The organism is Flavobacterium sp. RSP46, from assembly GCF_003984825.1.
Classification (GTDB): domain Bacteria; phylum Bacteroidota; class Bacteroidia; order Flavobacteriales; family Flavobacteriaceae; genus Flavobacterium.
The window spans coordinates 606,716-619,719 of record NZ_RYDM01000001.1 but is presented as its reverse complement, the minus strand read 5'-3'; the positions used below and the strand labels follow the sequence as shown (position 1 = coordinate 619,719).

The following is a 13,004-nucleotide window of genomic DNA, read 5'->3' as shown; positions in this document are numbered from 1 at the left end:
ATGAATTATTACATTGTTATTCCGGCCCATAACGAGGAAGCATTTATTGCTTTAACGCTAAATTCTTTGATTTCGCAAACCATTTTGCCCAAAAAAGTAGTCGTAGTCAATGACAATTCTACTGATAAAACGGCCGAAATCGTTATGGCTTTCGCCAAAGAAAATCCGTTTATCACATTGGTCACTAAAACCTCCCAAGCAATTCATTTGCCGGGAAGTAAAGTTATTCAGGCCTTTCACAAAGGTTATGAAACATTAGATGAAAATTATGACGTAATCGTGAAACTGGATGCCGATTTAATTCTGCCCAACAACTATTTTGAAACTATTTTAAACATTTTCGAAAAAGATGCAACAATAGGAATGGCAGGCGGATTTGCTTATATCGAAAAAAATGGCACATGGATTCTGGAAAATCTTACTGACAAAGACCATATTCGTGGCGCATTCAAAGCCTATAGAAAAGCATGCTTCGAGCAAATAGGCAATTTAAAACCGGCAATGGGTTGGGACACCGTAGATGAATTACTATGTAAATTTTACGGATGGAAAGTCATTGCGGACACTTCATTACTGGTAAAACACCTAAAACCAACTGGCGCTAATTACAATAAAACTGCACGTTACAAACAAGGCGAAGCATTTTATACTTTAGGCTACGGCTTTTTAATCACTTCCATCGCTTCGGCAAAGCTGGCAATAATGAAGAAAAAACCGCTACTATTTGTAGATTACATCAGCGGTTATTGGAAAGCTAAAGTAGCTAAAACTCCATTATTAGTTACAGAAGAACAAGCAAAATTCATTAGAAAATATCGTTTAAAAAAAATGAAGGAAAAGCTTTTTTAGCTTCCAAAATCAAAAACTGCTAAATTGAAAGATATAACTCCTTACAATTTTTGTAATTTAGCCCATATTCGCAAAACTTATGATGCTCATTCGATATATAACACAGATAGGAAGATACTTCCTAATGCTGAGAGAAATTTTTAATAAACAGACCAAATGGTCTGTGATGAGAAATTTAATTTTCAAGGAAATTGATGACCTAATCATTGACTCTCTTGGTATTGTTGCCTTTATCTCTTTTTTTGTTGGAGGTGTAGTTGCTATACAAACTGCTTTAAATCTAACTAACCCATTAATTCCAAAATATCTTATCGGTTTTGCGACACGACAATCCGTAATATTAGAATTCGCACCCACTTTTATCTCCGTGATTATGGCCGGAAAAATGGGTTCGTTTATTACCTCCAGTATAGGAACCATGAGGGTTACCGAACAAATTGATGCCTTAGAGGTGATGGGTGTAAACTCCTTAAATTACTTGGTTTTTCCTAAAATAATCGCCTTATTATTATACCCATTCTTAATAGGAATTGCTATGTTTCTGGGAGTTTTGGGAGGCTGGATGGCAGGCGTTTATGGTGGTTTTATCTCTAGTACTGAGTTTATAAATGGCACACAGATGGATTTCATCCCGTACCACATTGTTTATGCATTCATAAAGACACTGATATTTGCCATGTTACTGGCCACAATCCCCTCTTTTCATGGCTATTATATGAAGGGCGGTGCGCTTGAAGTAGGTAAAGCCAGTACCGTTTCTTTTGTTTGGACATCAGTTTCCATAATACTATTCAATTATATACTAACACAGTTGTTACTAGGATCATGATAGAAGTACAAAACATAGAAAAATCATTTGGTGGAAATAAAATTCTTAAAGGTATTTCTACGGTTTTTGAAACCGGAAAAACCAATTTAATTATTGGACAAAGTGGATCCGGAAAAACAGTTTTGCTCAAAAGTCTTTTAGGTATTCATACTCCGGAATCTGGAACAATTTCATTTGATGGCCGAATTTACTCGGAATTAACGTCTGACGAAAAACGAGAACTCCGCACTGAAATTGGAATGGTTTTTCAAGGAAGTGCTTTATTTGATTCGATGACTGTCGCTGAAAATGTTGGCTTCCCATTAAAAATGTTCACTAGAGACAATAAAGCAAAAATTCAGCAGCGCGTAGATTTTGTATTAAAAAGAGTCGATCTTACTGACGCCCATAAAAAACTCCCTTCGCAAATTTCAGGAGGAATGCAAAAACGCGTTGCTATTGCCCGCGCCATTGTAAACAACCCCAAATACTTATTTTGTGATGAACCTAACTCTGGTTTAGATCCAAATACCGCTATATTAATTGATAATTTGATTAAAGAAATTACAGAAGAATATAACATCACAACGGTTATCAATACACATGATATGAACTCCGTGATGGAAATTGGAGAGAAAATTCTATTCTTAAAAGATGGCTTAAAAGCGTGGGAAGGAAACAAAGAAGAAATTTTCAGAACCGATAATGAGGCTGTTGTCGCCTTTGTTTATTCTTCAAATTTATTCAAAAAAGTACGTGAAGCGTATTTGAAAGCGTAAAAAGCTAGCTTGACCTCAACAACTCCACCTCAGCATTAGGATTGAATAAATAGGTTTTTCCAGAACTCATTTCCAGACACTCAAAGCGCTTAGTTCTTACGGCAATTTTCTTGAATATCTTTCCGTTTTGGATTCGAAAAACACTACCGTATGGGATTTCGAATACATAGTTTTTGTCATTTTGCTGGTCAAATTGTTTCAGGGCTAATGCCAAAGTAGCATCAGTATCGCTGCTGGCTGTAGGATTTTTGAAATGTCGAGCTAACAAAGGCAACAAATGATTCGGAAAAATTTCTGGTCGAATATAAGGAATCATCAACCGTTGAAAAGAATATTTCCATTCGTCCCCATGCGGCTTAATATTTCTGCCGAACTTTTCAAACGCAACCAAATGCGATATTTCATGAATCAACGTAATCAAAAACTTGTATTTATTGAGATTTGAATTTACCGTGATTTCATGCTTCCCGTTTAAGCCTTTTCGATAATCACCATGACGTGTCTGACGCTCGTTGACAATCTTAAGATGCACTTGATTAGCAACAATAAGTTCAAAAACGGGTTTTACCGCATGCTCTGGAATAAATCTGGCTAAGGTTTCGCTCAAAATAGACGTGAGTTATAAATTAAGGATTCGTAGAAGAAACTTGCAACACTTTACCATTGAAATATTTATTTCCAGTTAAAGTAAAATCATAAATATAATTAGCCATTTCACCCGCTGATATTGGCGCTTGATATCCCGGAAAAGCTTCTGCCAACATTTCTGTTTGCACGGAACCCAAAGCCAAAACATTGAAAGAAATCCCGCGTTCTTTATATTCTTCAGCTAATAACTCTGATAACGTAATCACGGCTCCTTTACTTGAACTATACGCTGCTAATCCAGCAAACTTTAAACTTCCCTGAATCCCACCCATAGAACTTATGGTTACTACATGGCTTCCTTTTTGCAGATAAGGCAGGCAAATTCGAGTCAAATTAGCCACTCCAAAAACATTGACCTTATAGATGTTTTCGAAATCTTCCTGAGTCGTTTCTGAGAAAGGTTTCAACAATAAACTTCCGGCGTTATGAATGACTGCATCTATTTGTTTCCAAGACTTAGAAAGGAAATCACTTACTTTCACTAATTCAGATTCATTGGACAAATCAACTGAAAGACAGATAATATTCTCGTTGCCCAATAAAGCTTGAGGAATCTTTCTGGATATGGCTAGTACTTGGTGTCCCGCATTGGCAAATTGCAATGCCAATTCAAATCCTATTCCTCTACTCGTTCCTGTGATGATAATATTTTTCATGTAGCAAAAATAAACAAAAACGACAAAAAAGTAAGGCTTTAGGCAAAGGATTGTTGTTACAATAAAAATTAAAAATTTCAGGAATTTTACTTATTTTTGACAAACCAAATTAACATCAGATTTCAAGAAAAATGACCGAAAGCATACAATTCGAAACTGCAAAAATGAGTGACATTGATGGAGTATTGGTATTACAAGAATTGTATCTTGTAGTAAATTTATCCGAAGAAGAAAAAATTTCTGGATTTGTTACTACGCCATTTTCAATACTACAACTAACCGAAGTTATTCAAAAATCAGAATTATTTATTGCCAAGAAAAACAACAAAATCATTGCTTACATTTTTGCAGGAAGTTGGGAGTTTTTCCAACAATGGCCCATTTTCAATTACATGAGCTCCTTGTTTCCTGAATTACACTTTTTAGATTTTAAAATCACCACAACAAATAGTTTTCAATACGGACCCATTTGCATTCACAAGGAATACCGTGGCAGGGGATTGATCAAACCATTGTTTGAATTCATGAGAATACACATGGCACAAAAATATGCGTTGGGTTTGACATTTATCAATAAAATAAATATCCCGTCTATGAAAGCGCATACCGAAAAACTGAAATGGACCATTATTGGGGATTTTCAGTTCAATAATAATGACTATTCTATATTAGCGTATAATATGAATCAGCCGGTTTCTAAAACTATTTAAGCAATACGATTTCTTGTGTTGGCGTATTTGCCATTTGCGTTACAGCGGGTAATAATTCTTGAATAAAAGAAGTCATGTGAGGAATATCCATCGCTTTGAAATCATCCGAAACATGATGATAAAAGTCAAAATTTTCAAAATCGAATGTACTCACTGATTGGCAAGGCACCTTAAAAACATCATAAAAAGAGAAGTTATCGGATCTGTAAAATAATTTATATTCGGCTTCTTTTGGAAGAAAACCTATCGTATTTTTTCCAGTATATTCATTGATTTTTCCTGCCATATTGGATTTATCAAAACCAGTAATATAAGCTAGATACGCTCTTTTCATTGGCACACCAATCATTTCAATATTGAATTGAGCATACAATTTAAAATCTTGCGCTTTCAGTTTTTTGGCTAAATGCTTAGAACCTAATAACCCTTTTTCTTCTCCTGCAAAAAATACAAAAAGAATACTTCGCTTATTGTTTTTGGCTATGCTAAAATATTTTGCCATTTCAGCAACTGCAGTTGTTCCTGAAGCGTCATCATTGGCACCATTGTTTATAAAATCTCCCTTCACTCCTTTTTTATCCAAGCCAATATGATCGTAATGTGCGCTTAGCATTATAAATTCATTTTTAAGAACCGGATCGTTCCCTTCAACAAAACCGACGATATTAAAAGCGGTTCCCTTAAAAGTGGATAATGTATCGCGATACGATTTGAAATAAGGTTTTACATTGTTGTCTTTAAAAAACTGCTCTAAATAATCCGCCGCTTTTACCATTCCTTCTTTTCCGGTTTCCCTTCCTTCCAGTTCATCCGAAGCTAAATATTTTAATGTTTTAGCAACGTCATTTTCTGATACTTTATAGTCAATATCAACTGGTTTTTTTTGCGTCTTACTAGCTGTTTGGGCAATAATAACTTGAGTTGACAGACAACCTAAGAAAATTAAAAAAAGAGATAGGAATGCTTTTTTCATGATATTGAGATTTCTATTTTATAAAAGGGTTTTATTTCGATAATATTTCTTGTAGACTTTACCCATTTGAACAAGAGCCAAAACCACAAAAAATGACGGAATTACTACTGGCATTACATATTGATAAAAACTGGTTGTGTTTTTAGATAAGGTATTTAATATCAAAACTAAACTTAACATCCCAAAAAATGTGCCTACCAAAGTTCCTGCAATATAATACAGTTTGAGCTTATTTACAATGGAAATATAATCCCCATTTATTAAATAGAGATTCCAGCCGGTCCAAAACGGTACTTGAAGAAAATTGATACAATTCAACAATACACCAATAAGGAAAGGAGAACACATAGCATAACTCTCTAAAATCCCTTGTTCTTCCATTATTTGACTGGAATTAGCATAAAAAGAATACCCTAAAATCAACAGAAAGAGAACGGCAAAAAAATCAATAATTTTGATTAATTTTTTATTGTTTACTAATTGCTTTGCGAAAATTAAAGTGAGATAAATCACAACCATCTCTACGAAAATCACTCCTAATAAAAAGAAAAACAAGCTATTCATTCCTAGCTTTGAATAGATTTCGAAACCAATAACATTCAAATAACCCAAGGGTATCGAGCCGATAAAACTCACTAAAAAACCAACAAAAATGTTCTTTAATGCCTTCATTATTTTAGAAATTTACAATTTTATAGCTTTGTTTCAGATGCATTCTGTATTCTTTCATCCCCTCTTTATGCCCTAAATATGGAGTGCCATTTTTATGGTTTGCCACACTTATTTCGTACATGTAGGTAATGTGACGCGCAAGTTCTTTCCAGGCAAAAAACAAAGAATTTTTTGGATCATAAATATGGGTGGGCTCACTTGCAGCTCCATTCAGCTCCACAACTGAAAAGTTCAATCCTTGTTCTAATTCTTCAATAGTATTGTACATCACATCCATTCTCCCAAAGTAGAAACCAGGAATTTGCAAACACATTTCGTTAATAGTCTGTGTCAATTTTGGTGTGACCCAATGGCTTCCATCAATGAATTTTGCACCTCGTGCATGATTCCCATACGGCACCAGATTCAATTTTTCTCCTTTTGGAAGAATCTCGAGTAGTTTTTTTCCGTATTCTTGTTTCAAAACCTTTAATTGCAGTTCGTATCGCGGATTTTCTTTGATTAATTCTTCTACGGTAGAGAATCCGGTTCCGGTAATAATCAGAAATTCTTTAGAAACAATTCCAGTAATTCTACCGGTTTTTTCATGAGGATAACGCACATAAAAAATCCCGACTTCATTGTCAAACGGAATTAAATCCTGCACTACATAATCAAAATTTGCTTTTTCAGCATATTCTTTTAAATCTTGAACATTGTTAATTTTTTTGACTCCGGAGCCTCGCAGTCCAATATCTGGTTTTGCAATCAAAGGATATTTTATTTTTGATACTTGAATCGTCTTTAAAATTTCTTCAAGAGTAGTTCCTTCTTTTATTAATTCCGTTTTTGGGTAATAGTGTTGTGGAATCAAATTGTAGATTTGTTTTTTGGACTCCATCATAAAACCGCCATTTTTTATGGTTGGATTAGACGCATTAAAGAAAAAAATAGATTTTGCCTTGATGGAATAATAGGACCAAAGAAAATAAATTGGAATATACACAATCTGGAAAGGCCAGTATTCCCAATGCGTAACTTTATAAAAAAATAGTTTGATTCGCCTGTTCGTCATAACTCGGGTCAATGTGTACGTATTAAACGGTGATAAATGAGGTCGAAAAATCCTGTTGCGCAATCAAATCGTAATGCAATATAGCAACTTTATTTTTTTCAATAACTGCTTGTGTAATGCTCAACGTTTTCATTTCGTCATTTCTATTGATAACCAAACCATTTTCATCATTTCCTTCTTCGGTGTAGCGATGAAAATCGTGCATTTTTGATTCGGAAATTTCAGGATTCTCATTCATAAAAGTGTGAAACCACTGCAAACGCTGTTCACGCATGGCTAATGAATATAACGTTGATGAAGACCAAATATGGTTTTTACGTATGTCTAAAGATATTGTTTCTTTCTTTTTTCCGTTCCAGCGCAATTGAAAAAGAGCATTGTTTTGAAATAAAACTAATGTAAAAGGTTCAATGTTTTCCAAATCAATTTCGCTCCAGAAATCCTTTGGAGATAAGCTACTGATCATCTCTAAAACAATCAAGCCACGGCTTTTTCGATATGGGAGCTGTACTTCATGCTTTTCATCCGCACCGTTTAAAAGCACCAAAATTACTCCGTCAGCATTAGCCACAAACCACGTTCCTCCTGCTTTTGGATCCTTTGGGAAAATAATATTTTTCCCGTTTACGGTATAACTTTTTGGAGGTATTGCACTGGGTCTTACTGTTTTTTCATCCCGATTGGAGGTAATGATAATTGTATCATTCGTTGCTACAAAACTTACTGTGCACATTGATTTCTATATTCGATGGTAGATCGGGCAACTCCAAAATTAGGGTCAATGATTACTGTTTCACATTGTAAAATAGCTACTTTTATAAGTGCTTGATGGTGAATGCAATGTTCTAGATTATACAGTAATTCTCTGAAATAATTACTCTCAATTCGGATTTCCTCTCCATCAATAACTTGCAACAACTCGATATTTTTGTTTTTCTTGTTTAAATTTTGTTGAATCAAGACGATGTTTTCAATAGCAAAAGTCGTATCCGTTTGAATACGGGCATTTCGTTCTCTTTTGTCATAATTCACAATGCCTGAATTATATTGATTTTCTAAGCACTGAAACATTTCAAGAATATGTCTGGTATGCTCCCCAATAGTTGCATTACTTAATTCCGCACAAGAATTTGAATATTCTTTTTGCGACAATTGATTCAGCAAATCAATCAGTTCGTTTAAACTATTATTAATAGAAGGTAGTAGCATATTTACGTTTTAATTCAACAAATTCATCACTTTAGTTCTGTCATTAATAATTAAAGTAGCGCAACAAAGAAAGGCAATTAGAGCCAAAATAAAAAGTGTCCCACCATCATTTTTAACTTCAAGCCTAAGCACAAACAGATGGGCAAAAACCGCACCAACCATAATTCCGCAACCCAATACAGCGTCAAACAAGAAAGTTCTTGGTATTAAGATCAAAATTACCACAATCAACTCGGCAATTCCAGTGCCAATTCGTCCATAAGGTTCTACCCCATAGTAGAAAAAACAGAAACCGATTCTTCACTCCCCGTAAATTTGAAGTTCAGCGTTTGGACTAAAATTACTGCTGTCGTAAATCTCAGCAATCAGAAAAACAGAGATAGTTTCATGATTTCTATTTTTTTAATTCACTATTTTATTCCAATTTACATCGGCCTTCATCATCAATCCAGATTCATTCTGGTTCCAGCTTTTCAATGTATTATTAAAAAAAGCATTGTAAAACAAATACAACTTCCCATTCTTTATTTTGAAAGTCTCCGGATTTATAGACACTTTTTCATTAGAATCTCCCATCGCAAAAGCACACCAACCTCCGTACTGCGGTTCAAATTTTGAAGGATTCTTTAAGAAATAGTCTTTATTTACTGGCATCGAAAAATAATAAACCACGCCTTCATGCAATGCTGTTATTTCTTTTTTGCCTTTCACTGCTTTTCCTTGTTTGAAATAAGCCACAGGATCATGTCCTTGAATAGCCACATTTTTTTCAAGATTAAAATGATCCATTCGTTTGCTGTCGTTTTGTGCAAAGCCAGAAAAAGCAAACAAAACGGTTAGAACAAACAGTACCTTTTTCATGACTATTTACTTAACGATTTTGCAACGGCTATCAACAAATCATTTGAAATTCTGTTTTTGAAATTTGGAGTGATGTACTCAAATTCAATTTCCGCATTTACATTTAAAATAAACACCGCCGGAACAGGCAAAAAAGAACTATTTACTCCTTCAGAATCTTTATTGAGAATGGCTTTATAATTTTCTGGTGCTTGAAAAGCAATCCCAACCGCCTTCGACAATTCACCTGCACTGTCTGACAATAACAAATAATTTAACTTTTCTTTATCATCTGTGCCTTTCAAGCTTTTTGGAGCATCGGGACTTATTGCGATAATTTGATATCCTAAATCCAACAATTCTTTTTCGGCTTCGGCCAAAGCGGCTAAATGAGCATTACAATACGGGCACCAACCACCACGGTAAAAAACTAAAACCGTTCTTTTCTTACTGATTAATTCCGTTACATTAACATCCTTATTTTCTACAGATTTCAAAGTAAAAGTAGGAATTTTTTCTCCAATAAGCAATGGAGCGATTTCTGTGGCTAATTTTGGTAAATTATTTTGAGCGTAAGCGGATAATCCAATTGTAAATAAGGCCAGACAAATTATTTTTTTCATAGTGTTACATTTTTAAGTTGTAAAACTACTGTACTATTTCGAACTGATTTGTCGGCTATGTTACAGTTCCACTAAATTAATTATAATGCACTGATGTCCGTTATAATAATTTCTCTCCTGCTGTAAACAATAGTACCATTCGTTTCCATTTCATTCAGTAATTGTGTAGTTGTTTGCCTCGAAGTGCATATAATTTGGGCAATATCATTTTGGGTCAGGTAATTTTCAATAACTACTTTATCACCTATTTTTTTTCCTTCTTTCTCTGCCCAATCTTTCAGGAACTGAAACAATCTGGTTCTGGCGTCTTTAGAAATCAAATTAGAATAACTGTTCTTAATGCGTTTCATCTTTAATCCTACAAACTTGGTGTAAGACAACGCCAGACTTGGATTTTGCAATAATAAATTTTCAAAATCCGACATTAGAAAACTACAGATAGCCACATCATCCGAAAGTACTTTTGCATATTCATTAGAGTGGCTGTCGGCTTCCAAAGCCAGTTCCCCAAATAAATCTCCTTTTTGAATAATATCCTTAATTGTTTCATTGCCGTCTTCATCAACTGCCACAATTTTTATATTCCCTTTTTTTAGAAGAAAAATTCTTGGCAAATCCGAAGAAGAAAAATAAATAATTTCGCCTTTCTGTGCTTTTTTAAAACCGGTGATGATACACAATTCCCTGATTTGTCCAAAACTCAACGTCCGGAATAATTTATGATCGCGCAAATACCAATATTTTAAATCTTCGTACATAAAAAAAAATTTCCGTAAATGTATTGAAAAAATGATTTGAAAAATAAAACCCTTTCAAATCATAACTTGAAAGGGTTTGTAAAATAGTATGCAATATAATTAGGAAACTAATGTTCTTGAAATTACAATTCGTTGTATTTCAGAAGTTCCTTCGTAAATTTGAGTAATTTTAGCATCCCGCATCATTCGCTCCACATGATATTCAGCTACATATCCATTTCCGCCGTGAATTTGAATAGCTTCAATTGTAGTATCCATTGCCGTTTGAGAAGCAAATAACTTAGCCATAGCACCCGATTGCGTAATATCTTTCCCTTCGTCTTTTTCAGAAGCTGCTTTTAGAACTAGCATTTTTGCCGCCATAATTTGAGTAGCCATATCCGCTAATTTGAAAGCGATCGCTTGATGTTTGAAAATTTCCTTTCCAAAAGATTTTCTCACTTGAGAATATTTCAATGCTAATTCGTACGCTCCGGTTGCAATCCCTAATGCTTGGGAAGCAATCCCTATTCGTCCTCCGTTTAAAACTGCCATAGCAAAATTAAACCCAAAACCATCTTCTCCAATTCGGTTTTCTTTCGGAACTTTCACATCAGAGAACATCAAAGAATGCGTATCTGAACCACGAATTCCCATTTTCTTTTCTTTAGGTCCAATATCAAAACCCGCCCAACCTTTCTCTACGATAAAAGCATTGATTCCTTTATGTCCTTTTTCAATATCTGTTTGAGCAATTACAATATAGGTTGACGCTGAAGAACCATTGGTTATCCAGTTTTTAGTCCCATTCAACAAATAATGATCCCCTTTATCTATTGCCGTTGTTTTTTGAGATGTGGCATCTGAACCCGCTTCTGGTTCTGACAAACAAAATGCTCCAATTACTTCTCCTTTTGCAAGCGGAACCAAATATTTCATTTTTTGTTCTTCATTGCAATATTTTTCAAGACCAGCACAAACTAATGAATTATTCACAGACATAATTACTGCCGCAGAAGCGTCAACTTTTGAAATTTCGGTCATAGCCAAAACATACGAAATACTATCTAAACCGGATCCACCATATTTAGGATCCACCATCATTCCCATGAAACCCAAATCAGCCATCATTTTCACCTGTTCAGTAGGAAACTTTGAATGTTCGTCTCTTTCTATAACTCCGGCTAACAGTTCTGCATTTGCAAAATCGCGTGCCGCTTGCTGAATCATTAAATGCTCTTCGGTTAGATTAAAATCCATATTTTTATTGTAAATTAAATGTTCTTAAATTTGTCGTCAAAAGTAATTATTAAATATTAGATTTCAAACGATTTCGTAAATTTAGCCAATGTTTAAAGAAAAGTATACAATTATAGGAGTCATGTCCGGAACTTCACTGGATGGTGTAGATTTGGCATATATTGTCTTTACTGTCAAAAACAATGAATGGGACTTTCAAATCCTGGAATCCGAGACGGTTCCGTATAGCATTGATTGGTTAAACAAATTGAAAATAGCTGTCGGTTTTTCTGAAACTGCTCTCGAAAAATTAAACCAAGATTACACGCAACTTCTAGCTGCTATCATTTCTGATTTCATCGAAAAACATGAAATAAAAAATCTCGATGCCGTTTGTTCCCACGGCCATACTATTTTGCACCAACCCCAAAACGGATTCACACTTCAAATTGGAAATTTGCCGGAAATTGCCCCTTTAATTAGCCAAACGGTTGTTTGTGATTTCAGAATTCAGGATGTGCAATTGGGAGGTCAAGGCGCCCCTTTGGTTCCTATTGGCGACCGCATTTTATTTTCTGAATACGAGTATTGCATGAATTTAGGCGGTTTTTCGAATGTGTCGTTTGAACAAAACAACAAAAGAATTGCCTTTGATATTTCACCGGTAAACACTGTTTTGAATTTTTATGCCAATCAACTGGGATTAGATTATGATGACAAAGGCCGTATTTCGAAAACAGGAATTTGCAACAAAGATTTAGTACAGGAATTAAATGCGTTGGATTTTTACCAAAAGAAACATCCTAAATCGTTGGGTTTTGAATTTGTGAAAGAAACCGTTTTACCTCTTATAGAAAGCTATTCCATTCCCATAAAAGACAAATTACACACGTTCACGGAACACGTGGCGCTGCAAATTGCGGTGGCTTTACCCAATAAAAAAGGAAGCCTTTTCATAACTGGCGGTGGCGCTTACAATGATTTTCTGATGGAGCGCATTCAATGTCATTTACCGGAAATGAAAATTATTATTCCATCAACTAAAATTCTGGAATTTAAAGAAGCGTTGATTTTTGCATTACTCGGCGTTTTAAAATTACGAGGCGAAATAAATGTATTGAGCAGCGTTACAGGTGCAAAATCAGATCACAGTTCGGGAATTATTTATTCTCCAAAATAAAACTAAAAATACAGATTTCACATTATT

The 13,004-nt window shown here is 34.7% G+C and carries 17 protein-coding genes; 5 read left to right on the top strand and 12 right to left on the bottom strand.

Annotated elements, in window-relative coordinates; genetic code table 11:
- The 3 genes from EKM01_RS02740 (at window position 1) to EKM01_RS02730 (ending at window position 2,436) form a co-directional block, all read left to right on the top strand.
- Window positions 1–849 carry a glycosyltransferase family 2 protein gene (locus tag EKM01_RS02740; RefSeq protein WP_126766717.1) on the top strand — a complete coding sequence of 283 codons (849 nt, stop codon included), beginning with the start codon at window positions 1–3 and terminating at the stop codon, window positions 847–849.
- 79 nt (window positions 850–928) lie between these two features.
- Complete coding sequence (locus EKM01_RS02735; RefSeq protein WP_126451774.1) at window positions 929–1,678, top strand: ABC transporter permease; 750 nt, start codon at window positions 929–931, stop codon at window positions 1,676–1,678.
- A complete protein-coding gene (locus EKM01_RS02730; RefSeq protein WP_126766713.1) occupies window positions 1,675–2,436 on the top strand; it encodes an ABC transporter ATP-binding protein in 762 nt (253 codons plus the stop codon). Before EKM01_RS02735 ends, EKM01_RS02730 begins: the two co-directional genes overlap by 4 nt.
- A 4-nt stretch (window positions 2,437–2,440) precedes the next feature.
- Here EKM01_RS02730 and EKM01_RS02725 read toward each other — a convergent pair whose 3' ends face one another.
- Both EKM01_RS02725 and EKM01_RS02720 read right to left on the bottom strand, forming a co-directional pair.
- Window positions 2,441–3,043, bottom strand: coding sequence for a SprT-like domain-containing protein (locus tag EKM01_RS02725; RefSeq protein ID WP_126458730.1), 603 nt, complete (start codon window positions 3,041–3,043; stop codon window positions 2,441–2,443).
- Window positions 3,044–3,062: 19 nt separating this feature from the next.
- Window positions 3,063–3,740, bottom strand: a complete 678-nt coding sequence (locus EKM01_RS02720) for an SDR family oxidoreductase (protein WP_126451771.1) — start codon at window positions 3,738–3,740, stop codon at window positions 3,063–3,065.
- Window positions 3,741–3,871: 131 nt separating this feature from the next.
- Here EKM01_RS02720 and EKM01_RS02715 point away from each other — a divergent pair, with 131 nt between their 5' ends.
- Window positions 3,872–4,450, top strand: coding sequence for a GNAT family acetyltransferase (locus EKM01_RS02715; RefSeq protein WP_126563366.1), 579 nt, complete (start codon window positions 3,872–3,874; stop codon window positions 4,448–4,450).
- Here the strand turns inward: EKM01_RS02715 and EKM01_RS02710 are convergent.
- From EKM01_RS02710 to EKM01_RS02665, 10 genes are all read right to left on the bottom strand, one after another.
- Window positions 4,443–5,423, bottom strand: coding sequence for a M28 family peptidase (locus tag EKM01_RS02710; RefSeq protein WP_126766710.1), 981 nt, complete (start codon window positions 5,421–5,423; stop codon window positions 4,443–4,445). The two genes, EKM01_RS02715 and EKM01_RS02710, sit on opposite strands and share 8 nt — an antisense overlap.
- A gap of 18 nt (window positions 5,424–5,441) precedes the next feature.
- Window positions 5,442–6,095: a hypothetical protein gene (locus EKM01_RS02705; protein WP_126766707.1), complete on the bottom strand. Its 654-nt coding sequence runs from the start codon at window positions 6,093–6,095 to the stop codon at window positions 5,442–5,444.
- Window positions 6,096–6,099: 4 nt separating this feature from the next.
- Window positions 6,100–7,149: an ATP-grasp domain-containing protein gene (locus EKM01_RS02700; RefSeq protein WP_126458720.1), complete on the bottom strand. Its 1,050-nt coding sequence runs from the start codon at window positions 7,147–7,149 to the stop codon at window positions 6,100–6,102.
- A 22-nt stretch (window positions 7,150–7,171) separates the two neighbouring features.
- On the bottom strand, window positions 7,172–7,882 hold the full coding sequence (locus tag EKM01_RS02695; protein ID WP_126458717.1) for an NRDE family protein: 711 nt from the start codon (window positions 7,880–7,882) through the stop codon (window positions 7,172–7,174).
- Window positions 7,870–8,358 (bottom strand): DinB family protein, encoded by a 489-nt coding sequence (locus EKM01_RS02690; RefSeq protein ID WP_126766704.1) that lies wholly within the window; start codon window positions 8,356–8,358, stop codon window positions 7,870–7,872. The genes EKM01_RS02695 and EKM01_RS02690 overlap by 13 nt, the downstream gene beginning before the upstream one ends.
- A gap of 9 nt (window positions 8,359–8,367) precedes the next feature.
- Entirely contained in the window at window positions 8,368–8,574 is a 207-nt protein-coding gene (locus EKM01_RS14710) for a hypothetical protein (RefSeq protein ID WP_231507385.1), read from the bottom strand.
- 186 nt (window positions 8,575–8,760) lie between these two features.
- A complete protein-coding gene (locus EKM01_RS02680) occupies window positions 8,761–9,219 on the bottom strand; it encodes a YHS domain-containing (seleno)protein (protein WP_126568075.1) in 459 nt (152 codons plus the stop codon).
- Between the two features lie 2 nt (window positions 9,220–9,221).
- Window positions 9,222–9,821, bottom strand: a complete 600-nt coding sequence (locus EKM01_RS02675) for a peroxiredoxin-like family protein (RefSeq protein WP_126458708.1) — start codon at window positions 9,819–9,821, stop codon at window positions 9,222–9,224.
- An 80-nt stretch (window positions 9,822–9,901) separates the two neighbouring features.
- Window positions 9,902–10,579, bottom strand: coding sequence for a Crp/Fnr family transcriptional regulator (locus EKM01_RS02670; protein WP_126458705.1), 678 nt, complete (start codon window positions 10,577–10,579; stop codon window positions 9,902–9,904).
- A 99-nt stretch (window positions 10,580–10,678) separates the two neighbouring features.
- Complete coding sequence (locus tag EKM01_RS02665; RefSeq protein ID WP_126451761.1) at window positions 10,679–11,818, bottom strand: acyl-CoA dehydrogenase family protein; 1,140 nt, start codon at window positions 11,816–11,818, stop codon at window positions 10,679–10,681.
- An 88-nt stretch (window positions 11,819–11,906) separates the two neighbouring features.
- On the opposite strand from EKM01_RS02665, the gene EKM01_RS02660 reads away from it, so the two are divergent.
- A complete protein-coding gene (locus EKM01_RS02660) occupies window positions 11,907–12,977 on the top strand; it encodes an anhydro-N-acetylmuramic acid kinase (protein ID WP_126766699.1) in 1,071 nt (356 codons plus the stop codon).
- Window positions 12,978–13,004 lie beyond the last annotated feature (27 nt).